General features: G+C 72.3%; 20 protein-coding genes. 9 read left to right on the plus strand and 11 right to left on the minus strand.

The window, feature by feature from the left end; translation table 11 throughout:
• Window positions 1-79: 79 nt before the first annotated feature.
• The 3 genes from CLV46_RS12305 to galU all read right to left on the minus strand — a co-directional run bounded on the left by CLV46_RS12305 (window position 80) and on the right by galU (window position 2,835).
• Window positions 80-1,105: a hypothetical protein gene (locus CLV46_RS12305; protein ID WP_100365042.1), complete on the minus strand. Its 1,026-nt coding sequence runs from the start codon at window positions 1,103-1,105 to the stop codon at window positions 80-82.
• A 178-nt stretch (window positions 1,106-1,283) separates the two neighbouring features.
• Window positions 1,284-1,940 carry a GNAT family N-acetyltransferase gene (locus CLV46_RS12310; protein WP_100365043.1) on the minus strand — a complete coding sequence of 219 codons (657 nt, stop codon included), beginning with the start codon at window positions 1,938-1,940 and terminating at the stop codon, window positions 1,284-1,286.
• 4 nt (window positions 1,941-1,944) lie between these two features.
• Window positions 1,945-2,835, minus strand: a complete 891-nt coding sequence (galU, locus tag CLV46_RS12315; RefSeq protein ID WP_100365044.1) for a UTP--glucose-1-phosphate uridylyltransferase GalU — start codon at window positions 2,833-2,835, stop codon at window positions 1,945-1,947.
• An 80-nt stretch (window positions 2,836-2,915) separates the two neighbouring features.
• On the opposite strand from galU, the gene CLV46_RS12320 reads away from it, so the two are divergent.
• From CLV46_RS12320 to mscL, 3 genes are all read left to right on the plus strand, one after another.
• A complete protein-coding gene (locus CLV46_RS12320) occupies window positions 2,916-3,500 on the plus strand; it encodes a 5-formyltetrahydrofolate cyclo-ligase (protein WP_100365045.1) in 585 nt (194 codons plus the stop codon).
• A 3-nt stretch (window positions 3,501-3,503) separates the two neighbouring features.
• Window positions 3,504-3,827 (plus strand): FmdB family zinc ribbon protein, encoded by a 324-nt coding sequence (locus tag CLV46_RS12325; RefSeq protein ID WP_100365046.1) that lies wholly within the window; start codon window positions 3,504-3,506, stop codon window positions 3,825-3,827.
• A 67-nt stretch (window positions 3,828-3,894) separates the two neighbouring features.
• Window positions 3,895-4,356 carry a large conductance mechanosensitive channel protein MscL gene (gene mscL / locus CLV46_RS12330; protein ID WP_100365047.1) on the plus strand — a complete coding sequence of 154 codons (462 nt, stop codon included), beginning with the start codon at window positions 3,895-3,897 and terminating at the stop codon, window positions 4,354-4,356.
• A 369-nt stretch (window positions 4,357-4,725) separates the two neighbouring features.
• Here the strand turns inward: mscL and CLV46_RS12335 are convergent, their stop codons facing one another.
• Complete coding sequence (locus tag CLV46_RS12335) at window positions 4,726-8,442, minus strand: DUF4011 domain-containing protein (protein WP_245867077.1); 3,717 nt, start codon at window positions 8,440-8,442, stop codon at window positions 4,726-4,728.
• A gap of 112 nt (window positions 8,443-8,554) precedes the next feature.
• Between CLV46_RS12335 and CLV46_RS12340 the strand changes: the two genes are divergently transcribed.
• On the plus strand, window positions 8,555-9,811 hold the full coding sequence (locus CLV46_RS12340) for a hypothetical protein (protein WP_100365049.1): 1,257 nt from the start codon (window positions 8,555-8,557) through the stop codon (window positions 9,809-9,811).
• A 4-nt stretch (window positions 9,812-9,815) separates the two neighbouring features.
• Here the strand turns inward: CLV46_RS12340 and CLV46_RS12345 are convergent, their stop codons facing one another.
• Both CLV46_RS12345 and CLV46_RS12350 read right to left on the minus strand, forming a co-directional pair.
• A complete protein-coding gene (locus tag CLV46_RS12345; protein ID WP_100365050.1) occupies window positions 9,816-10,148 on the minus strand; it encodes a hypothetical protein in 333 nt (110 codons plus the stop codon).
• Between the two features lie 76 nt (window positions 10,149-10,224).
• A complete protein-coding gene (locus tag CLV46_RS12350; protein WP_100365051.1) occupies window positions 10,225-10,992 on the minus strand; it encodes an SDR family NAD(P)-dependent oxidoreductase in 768 nt (255 codons plus the stop codon).
• Window positions 10,993-11,468: 476 nt separating this feature from the next.
• On the opposite strand from CLV46_RS12350, the gene CLV46_RS12355 reads away from it, so the two are divergent.
• On the plus strand, window positions 11,469-12,446 hold the full coding sequence (locus CLV46_RS12355) for an SDR family NAD(P)-dependent oxidoreductase (protein ID WP_100365052.1): 978 nt from the start codon (window positions 11,469-11,471) through the stop codon (window positions 12,444-12,446).
• A 7-nt stretch (window positions 12,447-12,453) separates the two neighbouring features.
• Here the strand turns inward: CLV46_RS12355 and CLV46_RS17125 are convergent, their stop codons facing one another.
• The 4 genes from CLV46_RS17125 to CLV46_RS12375 are packed head-to-tail and all read right to left on the minus strand — an operon-like array spanning window position 12,454 to window position 14,451.
• On the minus strand, window positions 12,454-12,801 hold the full coding sequence (locus tag CLV46_RS17125; RefSeq protein WP_342746116.1) for a response regulator transcription factor: 348 nt from the start codon (window positions 12,799-12,801) through the stop codon (window positions 12,454-12,456).
• Window positions 12,798-13,394, minus strand: a complete 597-nt coding sequence (locus CLV46_RS12365) for a hypothetical protein (protein ID WP_157802315.1) — start codon at window positions 13,392-13,394, stop codon at window positions 12,798-12,800. The genes CLV46_RS17125 and CLV46_RS12365 overlap by 4 nt, the downstream gene beginning before the upstream one ends.
• Complete coding sequence (locus tag CLV46_RS12370; protein ID WP_100365055.1) at window positions 13,391-14,101, minus strand: hypothetical protein; 711 nt, start codon at window positions 14,099-14,101, stop codon at window positions 13,391-13,393. The genes CLV46_RS12365 and CLV46_RS12370 overlap by 4 nt, the downstream gene beginning before the upstream one ends.
• Window positions 14,098-14,451 (minus strand): PadR family transcriptional regulator, encoded by a 354-nt coding sequence (locus tag CLV46_RS12375; protein WP_100365056.1) that lies wholly within the window; start codon window positions 14,449-14,451, stop codon window positions 14,098-14,100. The genes CLV46_RS12370 and CLV46_RS12375 overlap by 4 nt, the downstream gene beginning before the upstream one ends.
• Window positions 14,452-14,591: 140 nt before the next feature.
• Here CLV46_RS12375 and CLV46_RS12380 point away from each other — a divergent pair, with 140 nt between their 5' ends.
• Together CLV46_RS12380 and CLV46_RS12385 are read left to right on the plus strand one after the other, a co-directional pair.
• Window positions 14,592-14,930 carry a hypothetical protein gene (locus CLV46_RS12380; RefSeq protein WP_100365057.1) on the plus strand — a complete coding sequence of 113 codons (339 nt, stop codon included), beginning with the start codon at window positions 14,592-14,594 and terminating at the stop codon, window positions 14,928-14,930.
• 59 nt (window positions 14,931-14,989) lie between these two features.
• Window positions 14,990-17,743 (plus strand): ATP-binding protein, encoded by a 2,754-nt coding sequence (locus tag CLV46_RS12385; protein ID WP_100365058.1) that lies wholly within the window; start codon window positions 14,990-14,992, stop codon window positions 17,741-17,743.
• Here CLV46_RS12385 and CLV46_RS12390 read toward each other — a convergent pair.
• Window positions 17,711-18,895: a GNAT family N-acetyltransferase gene (locus tag CLV46_RS12390; protein WP_170028570.1), complete on the minus strand. Its 1,185-nt coding sequence runs from the start codon at window positions 18,893-18,895 to the stop codon at window positions 17,711-17,713. The two genes, CLV46_RS12385 and CLV46_RS12390, sit on opposite strands and share 33 nt — an antisense overlap.
• Before the next feature lie 127 nt (window positions 18,896-19,022).
• Between CLV46_RS12390 and CLV46_RS12395 the strand changes: the two genes are divergently transcribed.
• Both CLV46_RS12395 and CLV46_RS12400 read left to right on the plus strand, forming a co-directional pair.
• Entirely contained in the window at window positions 19,023-21,785 is a 2,763-nt protein-coding gene (locus CLV46_RS12395; RefSeq protein WP_245867080.1) for an AfsR/SARP family transcriptional regulator, read from the plus strand.
• Window positions 21,786-21,878: 93 nt separating this feature from the next.
• Window positions 21,879-22,403, plus strand: coding sequence for a hypothetical protein (locus CLV46_RS12400; protein ID WP_100365060.1), 525 nt, complete (start codon window positions 21,879-21,881; stop codon window positions 22,401-22,403).
• Window positions 22,404-22,405: the final 2 nt, after the last annotated feature.

Genomic DNA, 22,405 nt, shown 5'->3' on the forward strand with positions numbered 1-22,405 from the left:
ATTCCGCGCTCGGTGCCGGGGCAGCGGCAGCGGCAGCCGCCACCAGCCGGCCGCGGGGCGGCGCGGCGGTGGGCGTCGCTCAGCCGGCGGCGCGGCGGCGGCGCAGGGCCGCGTCGATGTCCGGAGCGCGCGTGCCGACCGTGTCGACCTGCCCCATCGTCGCCCAGCGGCTCGGCTTGAGGTGCACGACGGGTGCCGGTGCGGATTCCGGTGTCGGCGCGGTGGCAGCGGCGGGGGCGGCCGCAGTCGCGGGCGTGGCGGCGGGGCGCTCGGCGAGCGCGAACGCCCGCTCCCCGGCGGCCCGCTCGGCCGCGCGCATCCGCTCGACCTGAGCGAGGGCGGCCGCACGGAGATCGGCGGTCGGATCCTCCATGGGGGCGTAGGCGACGGTGCGACGCGAGAGGTAGAGCGGTTTCGGCACGGGCACCGGGGTCCACTCGCGGGCGACCGGCTCCTCGGCCTGCTCGCTCGCGACGGCCGGAGCGGCGCTCGACGAGACGCGCCGACGCGCGGCGGGAGCGGCGACCTCGAGCGGGGCGGCGAGGGCCGCCGCGCGCGCACGACTCACGCTCGCGAGTCGGCCGAGCAGGGCGAAGGACGTCGTCGCGACGAAGGCAGAGAACAGCAGCACGAACCACGACGCCGGGGCCACGCCGGTGCCGATCATGAGCCCGGCCTGCACGACGAAGGCGACGACGGAGGCGAGCAGCGCGAGCGTGGTGAAGGCACGGGTGCGGCGGAGGCGTCGCTGCGCGAGTCGCGTCGCGGTAACCGCGGCGGCCACCCGGGGCTGCGTCGTGGCGAGCCGCGCGGCGGCCGCTCGAGCCGCCGCCGCGTTACGGGCGCGCATGGCGGCCTCCGCCTTCTGCGCCTCCTGCTTGAGCACCTTCTGGTACTCCGCGATGCTGCGCGCGTTGGACTCGGCACGCACCTCCGCCGGCACCTCGGCGGTCTCCGCCATGATGCGCAGCGTCTGCTGCAGTCGCACCGCGTTGCGTTCCGTGGCGAGATACTCGCGACGCTTGAACCACACCGGAACGAGATAGGCCATCCACAGAACGGCCGCGAGCGCCAGCATCACGCCCGCACCACCACCGAAATCCATGGCCCTCAAGATACGGTTGCGCGGGCGCTCCGCCCGGTGGCGCGCCGCGGACCGCGCGTTCTACGACCGGATCCGCGGTTCCCCCGTCGAGCCGACATTGCGGAGCCTCATCACGGTCGCGGCGGATCGCACCGACGCAACGGTGACGAGCATCCGCGACCTCGCCCGCGAAAGGACCTCAGGGCCGCGGTCGCGGAGCGGACAGCGCCTTGATGCGGTCCGCCTCGGGGATGTCGGCGTCCTCGCTCGGCGCGCGGCCCTCGACCCAGCGGTTGAGCACGCCGGCCGGCACATCCTCGACCGTCAACGCGAAGCAGAAGTGGTCGCGCCAGTCGCCGTTGATGTGGATGTAGCGCCGACGCAGTCCCTCGTAGCGGAACCCCAGCTTCTGCACCACCCGCAGGCTCGGCGCATTCTCGGGGCGGATGCAGATCTCCATGCGGTGCAGGCCCATGCCGAAGAAGCAGTGGTCCGTCGCGAGCGCGACCGCCGTGGGCGTGAGTCCGCGCCCGGCGAAACGCTCGGACACCCAGTAGCCGATCGTCGCCGACGACAAGGAGCCGTAGGCGATCGACGAGACGTTGAGCTGACCGGCGAACTCGCCGCGCGACTCGATCGCGAACGGCAGCCCCACCCCATCCCGGGCGTTGGCGAGCAGAGAGCGGATGCTGGCGCGCGTGTCGAAGGAGATCGGCCCGGTCGGGCTGGTCGCCTCCCACTTGCGCAGCCAGCTGCGATTCGCCATGAGCTCGCGTTCGAGCACCCGGGCGTCGCGCACCCGGATCGGCCGCACCGTCACCTCGCCGTGACGCAACGTGGGGATGGAGAGGGGCATGGGACTAGTCGAGCCGCCCGACGAAGTCCTTGAGCCACGAGCGCACGTCGGCGCCGAGGTCGTCGCGGTCGACGGCGATCTGCACGATGGCCTTGATGTAGTCGAGCCGATCGCCGGTGTCGTAGCGGCGGCCGCGGAAGACGATGCCGTACACGCCGCCGACCGCGTCGTCCTTCGCCATCTCTTGCAGCGCATCCGTCAGCTGGATCTCGCCGCCCTTGCCGGGCGCCGTGTTCTCGAGCACCTCGAACACCTCGGGGCGCAGCACGTAGCGGCCGATGATGGCCAGGTTCGAGGGGGCGTCCTCCGGGGAGGGCTTCTCGACCATGCCGGTGATCCGCACCACGTCGTCGTCGCCGGTCGCCTCGACGGTCGCGATGCCGTACATGCTCGTCTGGGCGGGGTCGACCTCGAGCAGAGCGACGACGGAGGTGTTCTTCTCCTGTGCGACCTCGATCATGCGGGAGAGCAGAGCGTCGCGCTCGTCGATGATGTCGTCACCGAGCAGCACGGCGAACGACTGGTGGCCCACGTGCATCTTGGCCCGCAGCACGGCGTGCCCGAGTCCCAGCGGGTCGCCTTGGCGCACGTAGTGCATGTTGGCGAGGTCGCTCGACTTGTTGACGCGGCGCAGCCGCTCCTCGTCACCCTTGAGCTGCAGCGCCGCCTCGAGCTCGGTGACGCGGTCGAAGTGGTTCGCGAGCGCGTGCTTGTTGCGTCCGGTGATCACGAGCACGTCGGTCAGGCCGCACTCGACCGCCTCCTCCACGACGTACTGGATGGCCGGCTTGTCCACGACCGGGAGCATCTCCTTCGGCATGGCCTTGGTCGCCGGCAGGAATCGTGTGCCCAGCCCGGCGGCGGGAATGACAGCTTTGGTGATCGGTTCGCCCATGAGACGACACCCTAGCGGGGGTCAGTGACGGCTTCGCCGGATGAAATGAACCGTTCACATGCGGCTCGTAGAATCGACCCATGACCGACGCGGTGGCGAACGCCAAACGCGCTCTCCGCGCAGAGCTGCGCGAACGGCGACGCACGATGACGGAGCCGGAGCGCGAAGCCGCGTCGAGCCGGCTGACGCAGCACCTGGTGGACCTCGCGAGCGACCTCGGCGTGCGCAGGATCGCCGCCTACCTCTCCCGCCCCGACGAGCCGGACGTCCGTCCGTTCGTCGACTGGGCGTGGCGGCAGGACATCGAGGTGCTGTTGCCCGTCTCGCGGAACGACGGGCTGCTCGACTGGGCACCGTACGACGCCGGCGCGGAGGAGGCGGATCACCTCGGCATGCCGACGCCGACGAGCGAGCTGCTGAGCCCCCTCGCGATCAACGAGGTCGACCTCATCGTCGTGCCGGCGGCCTCGGTCGACCGCACGGGCATGCGGATGGGCTGGGGCCGCGGATACTTCGACAAGACCCTCGGATCCATGGAGAAGTGTCCGCCGGTTTATGCTGTTCTCTTCGACAGCGAGGTCGTCGACGAGGTGCCTCGCGAGCGGCATGACCGCCCCGTCGACGGCGTCGTCACCCCATCCGGCATCACTCATTTCTCGAGGTAATCGTTGCCCACCTATTCCTACCGCTGCACCGAGTGCGGCACCGCGTTCGACATCCAGCAGGCGTTCACCGACGACGCACTTACCGAGTGCCCCACCTGCGGCGGCAAGCTCCGCAAGCTGTTCAGCGCCGTCGGGGTGACCTTCAACGGGTCGGGGTTCTACCGCACCGACAGCCGCGCCAAGCCGTCGTCGTCGTCGTCGTCGTCGGAGTCGAAGGGTTCGTCGTCGTCGTCTTCGGGGTCTTCATCGTCCGGCTCGAGCTCCTCCGGTTCCTCCTCGTCGGGGTCGTCAGGGTCGTCAGGGTCGTCAGGGTCGAGCGCCGCCTAGTCGCGGGCGGGATGACGGCGGCCCTTCGCTAGGCTGCCGGGCGACCGCATCCGTGAAAGGTGTCGCCATGCTCAAGGGTTTCAAGGAGTTCCTGCTGCGCGGGAACGTCGTCGACCTCGCCGTCGCCGTCGTGATCGGAACGGCGTTCACGGCGATCGTGACCTCGCTCGTCACGAATGTGTTCAACCCCGCGATCGGCGCGCTCTTCAACGCGAGCACCCTCGACGACGCGCTCATCGTCACGATCCCGTCGTTCACCGGGGACGGCGCGGACCTGCGTTTCGGCGCCGTGCTCGGCGCCCTGCTGCAGTTCCTCATCGTCGCCGCGGTCGTGTACTTCGTGCTCGTGATGCCGATCAACCACCTCAAGCGGGTGGCGTTCGCCAAGAAGGAGCAGGGCGAGAAGCCCGTCGCCGCCGACACTCCCCCGACGGAGCTCGAACTGCTCAAGGACATCCGCGACCTCATCGCGAAGGGCCAGACCGCCGAGGGACTCGGCGCGGGTCACGACGGCAAGCACACCGCCTGACGCCGGGACCCAGTCCGCCCGCGTCCCTCGACGCCACCCGGCGCGTCTCACGCCGTCGCGCTACACCTTCGCGCTTGCGCGGCTGAAAGTTCTGCCGCGCGAACGACAAGCTGTCGCGCGACGCGATCCGTGACCGGCGCTGACGCGGCCGGCCTGGCCGCGGACGCGGGTCAGTAGTGCGGCGGCTTCTCGGCGCGCAGCCGGGAGTCGTTCTCGGTGCTCGAGTGGCGCGGCGGTTCCGGTGCGGGCGCCGGGTCGGAGCCGGGGGGCGGGTCCGTCGTGACCCGACGGCGCCCGCGTCGTCCGCGGTGCCGCGCCTCCGCCGACGGTTCGGGAAACCCTGCCCCAGATCCCGACTCGCGAGGCGACTCAGGCATCGGCGGTGCGGATGACGGGGATCTCCTCCGTCACCGGCCCCGTGGGCACTCCGAGCAGCACGCAGATGCGGTCAGCGACCGCGTCGGGCTCGCTGAAGAGTTCGAACGCGTGCACGCGGACGTAGTGCCATCCGAGCCGGCGCAGGATCTCGGGACGCAGCCGCAGCGACTCCCGCAGCGACGAACCGAGCAGCGCCGCATCCGTGTCGACGGTGACGCACACACCGCCGTGGGCGGCGACGAGGCCGAGCTTGCCGCGGTGCCCGAGCACCGAGTGCACGCCGCGCGCCTCGAGGCGACGGGCCAGGTCGACGAGCATCGGATCGCTGTCGTCGGGCAGGTGCTCGATCGCATCGCGGGCCGACACCTCGCGCAGGATCTGCGCGAGGGCGACGGCGCCGTGCTGCATGCGGTCCTCGTCGAGGTCGTCGGCGACGAAGCACGACACGACCGTGAGGGCGCGCCGGGCGCGGGTCATCGCCACGGCGAGCAGCCGCTCTCCCCCGGGCTCGCCGAGTGCGCCGAAGTTCGACAGCACACGACCGTGCGGGGTGCGGCCGAAGCCGATGGAGAAGATGACACGGTCGCGGCTCTCCGCCACGGCCTGCTCCACCGTCAGGACGGTGAACGGTTCCGCGCGGTCGGCGACGACGAACTCGGTGAGGTCGGCGCGGCCGGCCACGGCGTTGAGCACCGCCTGCTGCACCCGCACGGCGTGCTTCGCGCTCGCGGTGATGACCATGAGCGACTCGCGCGGTCGCTTCGCGGCGTGATCGAGCACGAGCTCCACCACGCGGGCGACCTCGGCGTCGACGCTCTCGACGGCGCCGGTCTCCTCGTCGGGGAGTCCGCTGCCCTCGCGGATGTGCTCGATCGCGAGGCTGCCGTGACCGAGGAAGCTGCCCGCCCACGGGAACGACTCGATGCGTCCGCCGTAGAAGCGGCGGTTGACGAGCTCGGCGAGGTCCTCGCCCCCGGCGCGGTAGCTGCGCGTGAGCGAGAGGGTCGGCAGCAGCGAGCCGAGACGCGCGAGCGCCGAGTCGGCGTGCAGCTGCTCGATGTCCTCGCCCTCGCGGTGGGCGGAGTTCGTGGGCCGGTCGTCGCGTTCGGCCACCGGGATGGCGGTCTCGAACGCGGCCGGGGTCTGCGTCACCGGGTCTCCGAACGCCACGATCTGCTTGCCGCGACGGATGGCGCCGACGTTCTCGGCGAGGGTCGTCGCCCCCGCGTCGACGAGCACGACCGCGTCGAACGGCATGGTGTCGGTGATCGTGTGCACCTCGTACGGCGACGAGATCCACACCGGCGCGATCGCCCGCGACAGGTGCGGAGCGGTCGTCTGCAGTTCGTACGCCGTGACGCTGGGGTGTCGCAGCAGCTTCTTGAGCCCGTCCGCCTCATCCGGCCAGTCGACGAGTCCGATCTTCCAGTTCTCCGCGAGCTGCCAGCCGAGCAGACCCGCGCTGCCGGCCACGTGCGCCTCGTCGACGAGACGGAAGTCCGCCTCGAGCCGGTCGAGCACGCTCGTGTCGGCGCCGAGCAGCGCGCGCTCCTGCTCGAGCAGCGACTCGAGCGACGAGGTCCACCAGGCGAGTTCGAGTTCCGCCTCGACCTGGTCCTCGGGAACGTGTCGCACGGCGAGGTCGGCGATGAGCGGATCGAGCTGCAGCCCGCGCAGGCGCGTCATGAGCTGCGTGCGCTCCTGCAGGTTGTGCAGAACGTCCGACGGCTCCGCGAGGGCGCCGACGAGTCGGGTGAGGTCGTCGAGCGGCAGCTGCCCGAGGGCGTTCTCCCGGCCGGTGCGACCGAGCGGGCCGTCGAGGGACGCGAGATCCTGCGCCACCTGCTGGTAGGCGACCTGCACATCCGCGATGCCGACCGGCACCTCCGGCACCGCACCGGCGGTCGCGTAGCGCTGCCACAGGATGCGCTGCTGCTGGATCCTGGTGAGCGCACCGTGCAGATCGCTGACGTGCACACCCGGGCGCACGTATTCGCGGGCGAGCTTCTTGAGCCGGCGGCGGTTGCCCGTCGACATCTCCGGCGCGTCGCGCCGCGATGCCGTGGCGGAGATGAGTTCGCTGAGGGAGCGGTCGAACACCATCGGCTGGAACCGGTCGAGCGTCTCGCGCAGGTCGGTGAGCAGCCGCAGGTAGATGCCGAGTTCGGCGATCGTCGTGAAGGGCCGCAGCGCGGTGCCCTCGATGAGGTGGTTCGCGCGCACGAGCAGGCGCGGCAGTGCCTCGTCCGCGAGGCGCTGCGCGAGCGAGTGGGCGTGACCCGCCTCCTCGCCGGTCGCGAAGACGGCGCCGTACCAGGCGGAGTCGCCGGGCCCGTACTTGAATTCGCCGAGGCGCGCGGCCGCCACCATCGCCTCCGCGGCGTCGTGACGGTCGTCGGCGAGCCGCTCGATCGCTTCGCGCGAGAGTCGCGCCGTCGTCGCCGGAGGGGTCGGCAGCAGCGCGAGCCGGCTCAGTTCGGTGACGCAGTCGAGCACGCTGACCCCGAGCGCCGGGTCGGCCTTGGTGAGCGCGCCGCGGTAGTCGAGCAGCACGCGGCGCAGCCGCACGAGCGCGTCATCGACCTCGGCGAGTTGCGGCTTCGCGGCCTTCTCGGCCCGCGAGATCGAGCGGATGACGTCGCGACGCAGCGTGCCGGGGGCGACAGCGAGGCCGGCGAGCCCGATGTCGGCGAAACGCTGCGCGATGCCGTCGAGGGTCGCGCGGCGCGGACTCACGACGAGCACGCGCTTGTTCTGCGCCACGAGCGTGCCGAGGGCGTTGACGATCGTCTGGGTGCCGCCGGTGCCCGGGAGCGTCTTCACGACGACGGAGTTGCCCGCGGCGATCTGCGCGATGACGTTCTCCTGCTCGGCGTCGGCGTCGAGTAGCAGGATGTCGGTGGTCGGCTCCCGGTGGTCGGGGTGGGCGGGTTCGACGGGGCGGTACCCCTCCTCCACCTCCCACTTGGCGCTCGCGTTGCCGGCGAGGGCGTCGAGCACCGGATGCGCGAGGTCGGCGGCGTCGGCGCGCATGGCCCCGGCGACATCGACGAACGAGGAGACCACGAGTCGCGGGAAGACGCGGATGTCGTCGAGGTGCCCGGTGAGGCCGCGCAAGCGGTCGATGACCGCGTTGGGCTTGAAGGAGCCCTCCTGGGTGGTGAGGGCGACGAAGGCGTCGGCGTCGAGCACGATGCCGAACTGGCTGCTCAGGGCGCGGGCGAGTTCGGGGTTGAGGCGCGCGGTGCCGCGCAGTTTGAGTTCGAAGTCGCGGCCGTGGCGCCGGATGCCGAGCGGGCGCAGCAGGATCGGCGCGCGGTACTCGGTGCCGTCGTGCGACCACTCGACGATGCCGATGGCGAGGTGCACGGCGTCGAGTCCGCGGGCCGTCGACAGTTCGACGCCTTTCGACGCGATCGCCCCGGCGGCGAGCTTCGCCTGGCGCAAGGCGAGTTCGTCGCGGATGAGACTCGACAGCATCGTCGTCTTGCCGGTGATGAACTGGGCGAGCCCGCCGGGGTGCGTGGTCGAGAGCTCGATGCGGGAGCGCGGCACGTCGTGGAAGTGCAGCAGCGGGGAGGTGCCGCCGATCGCGGCGAGCTGTTCACGCCAGCGTCGCCAGACGGGCTCGGCCGCGTTCCCCGTGGTCAGCGTGGGATCACCGAGGCTGATCGCGTGGGGAGCGGTCACCTGCTTCTGCACGTGCATCGTCTCCTCCTCGAGGTCGTCCAAGTTCCGTTCGGCGCGCCACACGTGGGCCACCTTAAGCCCGGATCCGCGTGAATCCGTGGAGGATACGCGGGGTTTGTACGATCGGCGCATGGACTCGGAGCTCGCTCGAGCCGTCGCGGTGGCCGTCGTGACGGTGCTCGCCGTGGTCGGCGTGGGAACGATCGCGGGCATGGTCGCCCTGTCGCGCCGGCGGCGGCGCGACGACGCCGCGTCCCGGGAGGGGTTGCGGCGGCTCGAGACGGAGGCCGGCGTGGCGCTCGTGCGGCTCGACGACGCGGTGGCGGAGGCGGAGGCCGAGCTCGGCTTCGCGGTCGCCCAGTTCGGCGAGGAACGCACCCGCGGATTCGCCTCCGCGCTCGAGGAGGCGCGCGTCGTGCTGCGCGACGCCTTCGCGCTGCGCCAGCGGCTCGACGACGCCGAACCCGACTCGGATCGGGAGCGGGCCAGCTGGTCGCGTCGCATCGCCTCGCGCTGCGACGAGGCCCGCACCGCACTCGAGGAACAGTCCCGCGGCTTCACCCGCTTGCGCAGCGCGGAGGCCGATGCGCCCGCGCGGCTCGAGCGCATCCGCCGGTCCCTCGAGGCGGTCGAGCGGCGCGCCGAGGCGCACCCGCGACTGCTGCACGACCTCGCGCAGCGCTACGGCACCGACGCGACCGCCTCCCTCGTCATCGCCGCCGACGAGGTGCGGCGCGCTGTCGCCGACGCGTCCGCGGTGGCGGACGACGCCGAGGCGGGACTCGACGGTCCGGTCACCGCGGTGACGGATCGGATCGCCGAGTCGGAGGCCCTCGCCCGACGCGCCACCGACGCGGCCGACCGAGTGGACGGACTCGCCGCCGCGCTCGACGCGGCGGCCGTGCGTCGGGAGGAGGTGGAGCGGCGCACGGAAGCGGACCTCGAGGAGGCCCGCCGCGCTCGGGACCACGCCCCCGACGCCGAGACGGCGGGCGCCATCAACGACGCGATCGCCGATGTCGAAGACGCGCTGCGGGCGGGCGGCGCGGATCCGATCGCCGCGACCGACCATCTCGCCGACGTGGTCGCCGATCTCGATCACGCGCTCGCCTCCGCACGCTCCCAGGCGCAGCGACTCGAGCATGCGCGGGCGGCGCTCGACACGACCGTGCGCACGACCCGCGACGCGATCGCGGGTGTGCGCGCTCTCGTCGAGAGCGCACGCGGGCAGGTGGGCCCGGATGCGCGCACGCGGCTCGCCGAGGCGGAACGCGAACTCGAGGTGGCGGAGCGCACGCCGGATCCGGTCGAGGCGCTCGACATCGCCCGCCGGGCGGCGACGCACGCTCGGGACGCGGATGCGCTCGCGCGTTACCGCATGCAGTGAGCGGTCAGTAGTCGTAGTCCTCGGCGAGCACCGGGGTCACCGCTGCAGCAGCGCGGGGGCGCGGCACGGAGAGTTCCTTGACCCGCCGTTCCATGTACTGCGCGGTGTCGTCGTCGCGCGGATCGGGCGCCTCGGCGGCCTCCCCGACGGCCACGAGCTCGCTCGCCGGCCCGAGCAGCAGGTTCGCGTCGCTCGGCGAACCGTCCTCGAGCATGACCGGGATGCGGACGTTGTCGGCCTGGCCGTTCCGGGCGAGCGCCGCCGCGTAGTCGATGACGTCATCGGCCAGTCGGTCGCCGGTGAGCACGGACCCGCTGGAGTAGTACACGCGCTTCATGTCTTCACCCTGCCCCGCCGTCGATGAGACGCGCGAGTCGTGTCCAGGTTTCTCACATGCTGCGGTCATCCGCCGCTCATGTGCGACGCGCGTCCACCGCGGCGGAGACGCCCCGCACCGCCGACCGGGGCAGGTGGCGGGCGAGCCAGGTCAGGGCGCGGTAGCGGGCCGTCGGGATGGAGAGCACACGCCCTCGGTCGACGTCGCGCAGGCACGCGGCGACGAGCGCGTCAGCGTCGAGCCACAACCACCTCGGGATCGCCTCGACACCGATCTGCGCCCGCTCGTGGAATTCGGTGCGCACCCATCCGGGACACAGGGCCGTCGCGGTGACGCCGGTGCCGCGGAGTTCGACGGCGAGGGATTCGGTGAACGAGGTGACCCACGCTTTGATGGCGGAGTACGCGCCGAGGCTCACGAACCCGGCGACGCTCGACACGTTGACGATGGCACCGCCGCCGCGACCGCGCATGGCGCGCGCCGCCGCACCGCTCAGCACGAGCACCGCCCGCGCCATGACGTCGAGCGCGCGGTCGTGGGCGGCGACGTCGTCCGAGACGAGCGGGGTGTGGATGCCGTAGCCGGCGTTGTTGATGAGGACGTCTACCGGGCGGTCCGGGTCGGAGAGTCGCTGCGCGACGCGGTCGACGTCCTCCCGCACCGCGAGGTCGGCGACGAGCACCTCCGTCTGTCGCCCGAATCGCACCCGCAGCTCGTCGGCCACCCGTTCCAGTCGGGCGGCGTCCCGCGCGACGAGCACGATGTCGTGGCCGCGGGCGGCGAAGGCTCGGGCGAACGCGGCGCCGATCCCGGCGGTCCCCCCGGTGACGAGTGCGGTCGGCATGCGGCTCAGGGTATCGCCGGGCGCCGGCGCCCGGCCCGTCCGTGGACTCGGCCTGCGCCGCGTGCGGACGCGGCGGGGGTGGCGGATGCGGCGACGGTGCGGATGCCGCCCTGGGTGTCGGAAATTCAGGAGTCGCGCACTTCCGGCGTGCCCGACGGCGTGCCGAGCCGTGTCGGGAATTCAGGAGATCGGCGGCGTCGAAGCCTCCGCGTCCACGGGATTCCCAGGGCTCTCACCCCGCGGCCACTCGGCTGTTCCTGAATTCCCGACGCCACCGCGCCTGCGGGGCGGGGCATGACTCCTGAATTTCCGACGTGCGTGCGTCGGCACGCCCCTCCTGAATTCTCGACACGACGGCGACGCGGCCCGGGAGCGGCATGCGGCAGGTGGGTATTCGCTGTGCCGGACGGCGGGGACGCCGCACCTACCAGGAGCGCGACCTAGCGTCCCTGCAGGAGCAGCGGAGGGAACATGCCATGTCGTTGAAGAACCGGGTGGTCGTCATCACGGGCGCCTCGAGCGGGATCGGTCGCGCCGCGGCGCTGCGTTTCGCGGCGAAGAGGGCGTCGCTCGTGCTCGCCGCGCGCTCCCAGGAGGAACTGGATGCGGTGGCCGCGCAGTGCCGGGAGCTCGGGTCGGACGCCCTCGTCGTCGCGACAGACGTGACCGACGCGGACGCCGTGCAGGTGCTCGCGAGTCGCGCCGTGCAACGGTTCGGACGCATCGACGTGTGGGTCAACGATGCGTCGGTGGGGTTCTACTCGCCGTTCCTCGATGCGCCCATCGAGGACTTCCGGCGCGTGCTCGACGTCAACGTCATGGGCTACGTGCACGGCGCCCGCGCCGCCCTCGGGGTGATGCGCGCCCAGGGCGAGGGCGTGCTCGTCAACGTCGCGTCGATCGCCGGTGAGATCGCGATGCCCTACGCCTCCGCCTACTCGATGTCGAAGGCCGCGGTCCGCGCGATGGCCGGGAGCCTGCGCAACGAGCTGCGCCTCGAGGGAGTGCGGGGCGTGAAGATCGCGACCGTGCTTCCCGGCACGGTCGACACCCCCTTCTTCGAGAACGCGGCCAACTACACCGGTCGCCGCGTGCTCGCGATGCCCCCGGTGAACTCCGTCGACCGGGTCGCGCGCGCGGTCGTCTCCGCCGCGATCGCCCCGCGGCGCGAGATCGCCGTCGGCACGGGCGCGCATGCCCTCGTGCGGCAGCACCGCATGACGCCGAAGCTCATCGACGGCGTGTTGAGTGCCCAGGTCGACCGCACCCATCTCTCGACCACCGAGCCGGCCCCACCGACGAGTGGCAACCTCTACCGGCCCTCCGGAGAGGTGGCCGGTCACGGCACCGACGGCGGATGGGGCGGGCGACGCAGAACGGCCGTCCGTCGAGTGCTCGGCGTCGGACTGCTCGTCGGCGGTGGCGCCTACCTGGTGCGTCGCTGGGGCCGGTGACGGGCGGTCACCGCGCCGCCATCAACCCCGATCGGTAGGCGAGCACCACGAGCTGCACGCGGTCTCGGGCGTCGAGCTTGAGCAGGATGCGCGCGACGTGCGTCTTGACCGTCGTGAGCGAGACGGTGAAGGCCCGCGCGATCTCGGCGTTGGTCATGCCCTCCGCGATCGCGTAGAAGACGTCGACCTCGCGCGGGGTCAGGAGCGCGAGGGGTCCCTCGTCCCGGTGGCGGGTCGGGATGCGGATGGGAACGGTCGCCGGGTGCGGGGCGTCGAGCGCCTCCCCCGCGGCGGGGTCGACCAGACGCAGGCGCGGTTCGCCGACGATGGGCACGGATCCAGTTGTCGCGTTCAATGCTGATCGTCCATTCCCGTGATGTGCACGGCGTAGCCGACACATCCCGCTCGGGTCCAGTCATAGGGTTCGTCGGTCTGCTCGCCGTAGAGGGCGGCGAAGAAGGCGGTGGGGTCGACCCCGGAGCGGATCCACTGGTCCATCGCCGCGGCCCCGGTCTCGCCGTCTCCGGCCGTGGCGGCGAGATAGGCGAGGTAGTCGAAGCCGGAGGCGGTCATGCAGGCCGTGATGATGCGGTCCTGCAGGGCGCCGATCGCCGTGTTGAGGGCATCCGGGATGAGCGTGTCGGGCGGATAGGTGTTGCCCTCGTCGACGAGCGCCTGCTCCTCGGCGCTGAGGGTGTACTCGAACATCACCATGGTCTCGGTGGCCGGGGTCGCCCCGGGTGCCGGTGCTCCTTCGGTGGCCGGCGCCGGCTCACTCTCGACCGCGATCCGGGTGCTCTCGCCCTCGACCATGAGCTTCGTCTGGGCTGGCTCGTCCATCGGCGCGGGTGCCGGGGTGGCGGTCGCCGTGATGATGCCGACCGCGGCGGTGCCGGCGATCAGGGTGAGTCCCGCGGAGGCGAGCACGACCGTCATGAGCTTCCTCATCGGGCGTCCTCCGTCTCGATCGGGGTCGAGGAGATCGGCAGCCACCACACCGCGACCGCGAGGTACAGCAGGGCGGCGCCGATCGATTCGGCCACGACGAACGACGGCCAGTCCGGTAGCCGGGCGAGCAACGGGGTGAGCACGGTGTCGTAGTGCGTGAGGTAGTGGATCACGAGGTGTCCCATGCCGAACACGGCACCGATGAGCCACAACGCGCCGATCGACCGGGTGATCCGTCGTGCGAGCAGCGCGAGTCCGCACACGAGCGCGATCGAGACGACGATCGTGAGCGCGAGCACCTCCGCGTACTGCTGGTCGCGCAGGGTCTGCGAGGCGAGGGTGAGGCTCATGAGCATGCCGCCGATGGCGAAGAGCGCGGATGCCGTGATCGCGATGACGAGCAGCGTCACGGGCAGGTGCCGGCCGCTGAACGCGATGCGGGCACCGCCGACGACGCGGCGCTGAGCGGCCCGCCAGGCGAGGTCGGCCGGCACTCCGCGCAGGCTGCGCGACACGATCGCGACGGCGAGCGCGCGACCGGTCATGCCGGTGGCGTCGGCGTGCGCGCTGTGGTCGTGCAGGTCGGCGGCGAGCTCGTCGAGCCTCTCGTTGGCGACCTCGGGCGGGAGCCCACGCGTGTAGCGGGTCGCCCACCAGCGCGACCATTGGGCGGCGCGGCGGTACTCGATCGAGCGCGAGGCGCTCATGCGAAGGCCGTTCCCGGTTCGGCACCGGTGACGGGACGACCGGCGCGTGAGGCCGCGAGGGCACGCGCGCCGGCCCCGCTGACACGGTAGTGCCGGCGTCGCGGTCGCCCCTCGGCCTCGGAGAGCGCCACGTCTTCCCACGAGCTCTCGAGCAGTCCGGCATCCGAGAGCCGGCCGAGCGCCTTGTAGAGGGTGCCGTGGGCGGTCAGCCCGCCGGCGCCGTCGCGTTCGGCGATCTTGCGCGCCAGGGCGAAGCCGTAGAAATCGCTGCCCGCGGCCTGCAGTTCGAGCCCCGCTTCGAGGATGTGCACCTCGAGAGGGAGGAGCGACCCCGGCTTCCGTCTGACCATGGGTCGACTATAGGAAGATATCTTCCCGTAAACAAGGGGGAATTCTCAGTTCCTCCCCTCCCCCGGCCGGGGCGGTGCGTGGCTGAGGAGTGGATGCGAGCGGATTCCCCCCGGGCGACCTCACCGGCGATGATGCAGGAATGCGGCGCATCTACTACGCGAACGGAAGCGTGCTCACCGACGACATGACGTGCAAGGCACTGCTGCGTTATGCGCGAGCGCTCGCGGAGGCCGACCTCGCCGACGTCGTGCAGGTGCCCATCCGTCAGGAGGACGGCGCGATCGTCTACTCCCACTTCCTCATCGGTCCGGCGAGTCAGATCTTCTCGAACCCGGTCGGGGAACCGAACACCGAACCGTTCGATGCCGCGATCATCGAGAAGCTCGAGAGCGCCACCGCACGACTGCATCCCGCCCGGCCGGACTGGTCGGAGGAGATGACCGACGTGCCCGACCTGGACATGCCCTCCTTCAGCTGACTCCGCTCGCGTCCCCCACAGGTGAGAGCTCGTCACAGGCGTCCGATATCCTGCCGCGAGTGACCGAGCACCCCCCGACCGTCCGCCTCTCGCTGTTCGGCCCCGTGACCGTGCGGCGCGACGACGTCGCCCTCCCGATCGGCGGCGACATCCCTCGTGCCATCGTCGCGCGGCTCGCGGTCGACGCCGGTGTCGCCGTGCCCGCCGACGAACTCGTGCGGGATGTGTGGGGTGACGCGCCGGCGAGCATCCTGACGAGTCTGCGCTCGCACGTCTCCCGGCTGCGCGGCGGCCCGCTCGCCGACCTGCTCGAGGGCGGACGCGACGGCTACCGGTTGACCCTCGAGCCCACGGCGATCGACGCCCGCCGCATCGCGGCTGCGGCCGACCGCGCCGAGGGTGCCCCGATCGACGCGGACCTCGCGGCGGAACTCGCGGACCTGGAACGAGCGTGGGACGGCGACCCGCTCGCCGACCTCACCGGATTCCCGTTCCTCGAGACGGCACGGGCACGGATGCGGAACGACCGGCTCCGCGCCGCGCTCGCGCTCGCCCGCGTGCGCCTCGACCGCGGCGAGAACGCGACGGCGTCGCTCGGGCTCACCGACATCGCCGCCGAGCACCCGCTCGACGACGACGTGCAGACCCTGCTCTCCACCGCGCTCGCGCGGTCGGGCCGCACGAGCGACGCGCTGGCCGCACTCGACGCCGCCCAACGCGAGGGCGGCACCCTCTCCCCCGCCCTCGCCGACCTGCGCTCGCGCATCCTGCGGCAGGAGCCGGAGGTGCTCGGCACGACCGCGGTCAGCGCCGAGACGGTGCAGCGCACGGGCGTGCCCATCCCGCTCACGCCGCTCGTCGGGCGCACCCCGGAGCTCGAGGCGCTCACGCGTGCGCGCGCGGCGGCCCGACTGGTGACCCTCGTCGGCGCGGCCGGCGTCGGCAAGACGCGACTCGTGGTGGAGCACGCCCGCGCGGCGACCTCCGAGACCGACGACGAGCAGTGGCTCGCCGACCTCACCGTCGTCGACCGCGGCGACAAGGTGCCGTCGCTGCTCGCCGATCTCGTCGGAGCCCACGAGGCGGACCTCGACGCCATCGCGCGGCGCCTCTCCGGCCGCCGCGTTCTGCTCGTGCTCGACAACGCCGAGCATGTGCTCGACGCCGTGCGTTCCGCCGTCGAGACGCTGCTCGCGCGCGCGGTCGGACTCACGATCGTCGTCACGAGCCGCGAACAGCTCGGCATCCGGGGCGAGCGGATCGTGCGCATCGGCCCGCTCGACGGTTCCCGACTCGGCGAGGCCGTGACGATCTTCGAGCAGCGGGCGCAGGAATCCTCACCCGGGTTCGAGGTGAACGAGGCGACCGCCGAACTCGTGCGCGAGGTGTGCCGCACCCTCGACGGCATCCCCCTCGCCCTCAACCTCGCGGCGAGCCGCCTCGACGTGCTGCCCCTGCCCGCCCTGGTGCGGTCGCTGCAGCGCGGCACCGACCTCGCCGCCGGCAGCGGTCGACACGGCAGCCTCGCGAACGCGATCGGGTGGAGCGCGGCACTGCTCGAGGAGCACGAGCGCGACCTCATGACGCAACTGGCGCTGTTCGTCGGTCCGTTCACCCTCGACGCCGTCGCCGGTATCTGCGAGAGCGCGGCGGGCGACCCGGTCGCGCTCACCGCGGGACTCGTGCGCAAGTCGCTCGTCGCGGTCACCGGTGACGAGGGCGGTGAGCGGCGCTACCGCCTGCTCGACTCCATCCGCGCCTACTTCGCGCAGCAGCCGAAGACCTTCCCGGTCGAGGAGTGGCGCGCCCGGCATGCGGTGTGGATGGCGGGTTTCGCCGTCGAGAAGGGCGGTCTGCTCGTCACCGCGGACGCCCGTCCCGCGCACATCGCCCTCGATCACGCGCGCCCCGACCTGCAGCTCGCTCTCGACACCGCCGTGGCGATGGGGTCGCGACCGCTCGCGCTCATGCTCTTCGCCGGTCAGGCCACCCATTGGTTCCGCCGCGGTCTCTTCGGCGAGGGTCTCGGTTCCGCCGAGCGTGCGTTCGCGGTACCGGGAGAGGCGCCGCCGCCGCTCGAGGGACGCGCCCTGCTCGGGCGCACGATGCTCGCCTATCAGAGCGGCGACGCGGTGTCGGCCTTCGGCTACATCCGGGAGGCGGCACGCCTCGGCAACGAGTCCGGCGACGCCGACCTCGAGGCGATCGCGCTCGCCAACGACGCGTACGGGCTCGCGCTGCTCGGCGACCCGACCGCGGCGGAGAGCCTCATGGAGCGCGCCGTCACGCTGTCGGAGCACTCTCCGGCGTGGGTCCGCGGCGAGGTGGAGATGTGCCACGGGCAGATGCAGCGCGGACTCGGTCGTCCGGCGCAGGCGCTGCGGGTGCTCGCGCGAGCCCGGGCCCTCGCGGCGGAGGCCGGCTATCGCTGGGCGGAGACCTCGGCCACCTACGTCACGGGCAAGGTGCTCATCGACGTCGGCCGCGGCGCCGACGCCGTCGCGGTACTGCGCCCCGGAGTGGCCGGGGCACTCGCGTCCGACGACCCGACGAGCGCGCTCGCACTGCTCAACGCGCTCGGTGGAGCGGCGGCGCTGCTCGGCAAGCCGGAGGTGGGCGCGACCCTCTTCGGCATGGTCGACGCGATGGGCGTGCGATACGAGTACAACCCGGTCACCACCGAAGGGGCGGATGCGCAGAGCCACCGCGACCGCGTGCGCGCCGCGCTCGACGCCGAGGCGTTCGAAGCGGCCGAGCAGCGCGGTCGCGGGCTCGGCTTCTCAGCCGCGCTGGAGCTCGCCGCGACGCTCTGAGCCGGCGACCGCATCCGGGGCGCCGATGATCGGCATCTCCACCGTCGCCGGCAGCTCGGGACCGCGGTCGAGCGGGCAGGGGGCCGACGTGGCCTTGAGCCACGCCCCCTCGTACGCGAGCGGCACGAAGCCGAGCGCCTCGTTGATGGAGAGCATGTGGCGGTTCTCCTCCGCGTTGACCGTCGTGACCGACGGGTGCGGATAGCCGCCGGCGCGCAGTTGCTGCAGGTTGGCGATCTTGAGCAGCATGCCGAGCCGGTGACCGCGGTGCTCGCGCAGCACGAGGGTGTCCTGCTGCACGACCGGGCGACGGGTGTCGAGGGGCACGAGCAGCTGGGTGAAGCCGACCAGGCGCCCGCTCGGGATGTGCTCGACCGCGCTCGTGAGCACGGTCACCGTGCCGAGACGGCCGCGTTCGGATTCGATGAGCCGCTCGACGCTCCACGGATCCTCGGGTTCGTCGAGTCCGGCGCTCGGGGCGTCGGTGCTCATCCGGGTGCGCAGGTGCGCCATGTCGGCGTGCCGGCGCTCCGGCGTGAGGTCGCTCCAGCCCTCCACGCGGTAGTCGGCACCGGCCGCCGCGTCGGCCTCCACGCGATGCGCCTCGAGCACGCCGTCGGCGAGGGGCAGGGCGAGCCGGCTCGCGCGCTCCACCTGTTCGAGCGAGTATCCGCGGGCGAGCAGGAAGCGCACCTCGGCGTTGCCGAGCGGCACCGAGCCGAAACCGGTGGGGGCCGGAATGCGCGGGCCCGCTCCGTCGCGGGAGACGGTGTAGACGATCACGCGGGTGCAGCCGCGATCGTGGGCGAGGTCCTCGAGCAGGTCGGCGAGGGCGCGGCCGATGCCGAGGTGCCGGTAGTCGGGCAGCACCTGCACCGAGATCCACGCCGTGTCGGTGTCGCTGCCGAGCGCGAACTGGATGGTGCCGCGCGCGACGATGCGGTCGTCGGCGCGCGCGGCGAAGAGCAGCTTCGGTTCGTACGGGTCGAGCCAGCCGGGCAGCAGCTCCGCCGCCGGGTACTCGAACTCGTCGGTGCCGAACCCCTCGGTCTCGACGGCGTTGCGCACGTCGATGGTGCCGAGGAACGCCTCCGCATCGGGAGCGTCGATCGTGGCCGGGATGGGCACCGGCTCGATCACGAATCGTGACATGGTGTGGTCCTTTCGGAGGTCGTCTGCTCGACCGTAATCGCGCAGCCGGGGTGCGCATCCGGCCGCCGAGCCCGTCGCAATCGGTCTGCAACGTCCGGCTCGACTACGCTCGATCGGCGTGGACGGCATGAGCGGGGCGGGGTCGTCGACGACCGTCTCCCTGCTCGGACCGGTGACGGTGCGGCACGGGGAGGTCGCCCTTCCGATCGGCGGCGACATCCCCCGCGCGATCGTCGCCCGACTGGCCCTGAGCGCCGGTACCGTCGTGGCGACCGAGACGCTCGTGGCCGACATCTGGGCCGAGCCGTCGGACCGCATCGTGGTGAGTCTGCGGGCCCACATCTCTCGCCTGCGGCAGGGCGCCCTCGGCGACATCGTCGAGGGAGGACGCCAGGGGTACCGGCTCCTGCTCGACCCCGACGCGGTGGATGCGGTGCGCTTCAGTGCCGTCGTGGGCGCGGCGGACGATCCTTCCCGCGCCATCGCCGACCGCATCCACGACCTCGATGTGGCGCTCGGCTGGTGGCGCGGACGCCCGCTCGCCGACCTGCCCGACGTGCCGTTCGTGGAGGACGCCCGCGCGCGACTGCTCGAGGAACAGCGTCTCGCCGCCCTCGCCCTCGCCCGCCTGCGGCTCGACGCGGGCGACGCCGCGGCCGCCCGCCTCGACCTCGAACGTCTGACCGCCGAGCGTCCCCTCGATGAGGCGCCGACGCTCCTGCTCGCGACGGCCCTGGCCCGCGGCGGCCGCACGAGCGACGCGCTCGCCGCCCTCGACGCGTACGGCGAGCGGTTGCTCGATCAGCAGGGCCTCGATGTGCCGGCGGACGTGCGGGCGCTGCGCGCGGACATCGTCCGTCAGGATCCCCGCGTGCTCGGGCTCACCGCCGAGGCCGCGCCGGTGCGCAGCAACGTGCCGATCCCGCTCACCCCGATCGTCGGCCGCGCCGTGGAGCTCGAGCAGCTCGCGCAGGCACGCGGCGTGTCCCGACTGGTGACCCTCGTCGGACCGGCCGGTGTCGGCAAGACACGTCTGCTCATCGAGCACGCCCGCCAGTCGGGAGCGGTGGACGAAGAGCATTATCTCGCCGACCTCACGACGACCGAGCCCGGGGGTGTCGCCGCGCTCGTGGCGGGACTCGTCGGGGCGGCGTCCGCCACGGCGGCCGCGATCGCGACCCGCCTCGAGGGGCGTCGTGTGCTGCTCATGCTCGACAACGCCGAACACGTGCTCGCCGAGACTCGGGGCCTCGTCACGGAGCTGCTGGCCGCCACCGAACGACTCACCGCCGTGGCGACGAGCCGCGAACCCCTCGGCATCGCCGGTGAGCGTCTGCTGCGGGTCGCGCCGTTCGACGGCGACCGGCTCCCGGATGCGGTGGCCGTCTTCACGCAGCGCGCGCAAGACGTCGACGACACGTTCGAGTTGACCGAGTCGACCGCCGACCTCGTGGCGGAGGTCTGCCGGCTGCTCGACGGCATCCCGCTCGCGGTCGAGCTCGCGGCGAGTCGTCTCGATGTGCTGCCCCTGTCCGCCCTGCTCGCGTCGCTGCCCACCGGCACGGGCCTCGGCGCCGGCCGCGGACGCCATGCGAGCCTCGGCAACGCGATCGAGTGGAGCACCGCCCTGCTGAGCGACTCGGAGCGGTCGCTGCTGGATCAGCTCGCCCGCTTCGCCGGCCCCTTCACCCTCGATTCCGTGGAGGGCATCTGCGACACCGGCTCCGAACCGGTCGTCGTCGTCATGCTCGAACTCGTGCGCAAGTCGCTCGTCGCGGTGAGCGGTGACGACGCGGGTGACCGCCGGTACCGGCTCCTGCGCGCCATCCGTCAGCACGTGCGCGACACCGATGACTCGGATGCGGGGGCCTGGTTCGACCGTCACGCCCGCTGGATGGCCGGTTTCGCGGCGTCGACGGCCGAACGACTGTCGAGCCCGGATGCGCGCGCCGCGCAGGCCGACCTCGATGCCACGCGCGCCGACCTGCGCCTCGCCCTCGACACCGCCGTACGCACCGGCGAGCGCCGCCTGGCCCTCGAGCTCTTCATCACCCTCGCGTCGTACTGGTACCGCAGGGGCCAGGTCGACGAGGCGCTCGACGCCGCGGAACGTGCGGACGCCGTCGAGGGCGACACCGACCCGTCACTCGAGGCACGCTTCCGCCGCGGCCGGGCGCTCATCGCCTACCGTGCGGGCAACGGCGCGGACATCACCCGGTACACCGTCGAAGCGGCCGAACTCGCCCGCGAATCCGGAGACGCCCCGCTCGAGGCGGTCGCTCTGGCGAACTACGCCTACACCTCCACCCTGTTCGGCGACGCCGAGCAGGGACGCGAGATGATGCGCCGTTCGCTCGAACTCGCCGATTCGGCGCCGCCCGCCATCCGGAGCGAGATCGAACTGTGCCACGGACAGCTGTTGCGGGCGATCGGGCGCCCGCAGGACGCGCTGCGCGCCCTCGCCCGCGCGCAGCACCTCGCGAGCGCGAACGGTCCCGGGTGGATCCAGGCGTTCGCCCCCTACATGACCGCGAAGGTGCTGCTCGACCTGCGCCGCGGCCGCGACGCCATCGCGGTGCTCAAGCCGGGTCTCGCGAGCGCACTCGCCACCGACGACCCGACGAGCGCGCTCATCATGCTGCACGCGATCGCGGCCTCCACCGCGTACATCGAGCGGCACGAGGTGGGCGCGCGGCTGCTCGGCATGATCGACGCGACGGGCACCCGGTACGGCTACGACACGGCGTCGTCGGAGGGTCCCGATGCGGAGGATCAGCGCCGCCGCGTGCGCGAAGGACTCACGGATGCGGCGTTCGAGCGCGCCTACCGCGCCGGTCGGACGCTCGGTTTCGCCGAGGCGCGGGAGCTCGTGGAGTCCCTCCCCTCCTGAACGCCCGCAGCCGTGCGACCCATGTGTTGCACGCGGATTGCAGCGCGTCGAGCAGCCGAAACGGGCCGGTCGGTTCTTCCTAACGTTCTCGGCATGCCCACGAACAGCGCCCGCATCCTCGCCCTCACCGTCCTCCCCCTGACCCTCGCGGTCGCCGCCCTCACCGGTTGTGCCGCATCCGACCCGACGCCCGCCCCCGCCCCGGCGAGCGACTCGTCCGCCGACGGCGGCTCCGCCCCGGCGTCGGGCGAGGACTTCGGCTTCCTGCTCGAGATCGAGCAGAGCGCGATCGCCGTGATCGCCGAGCAGTGGATCAACAACGACTGCAGCGTCGACCTCGCCCTGAGCCCCGACGACATCGTGTGTGCCGACATCCTCGCCGGTGCCGACCTGGCCGCGAGCTACGAGGAGGTCGCCGGTGGCCTCGACTCGCTCGAGGGCGACCCGGCTGCCACGGACGCGCTCCGTGCCGCCTTCGAGGCGTCGGCCGACGCCGGCCGCGCGTGGTCGGACGCCGGATGCGCCGACGAGATCACCGACGATTGCGCCGACGAGGGCGAAGAGCTGATCTCCACCCTGCTCGCCCTCGACACGGCGTTCGACGCCTGGTCCGCCTGAGT

The organism is Diaminobutyricimonas aerilata, assembly GCF_002797715.1.
Lineage (GTDB): Bacteria > Actinomycetota > Actinomycetes > Actinomycetales > Microbacteriaceae > Diaminobutyricimonas > Diaminobutyricimonas aerilata.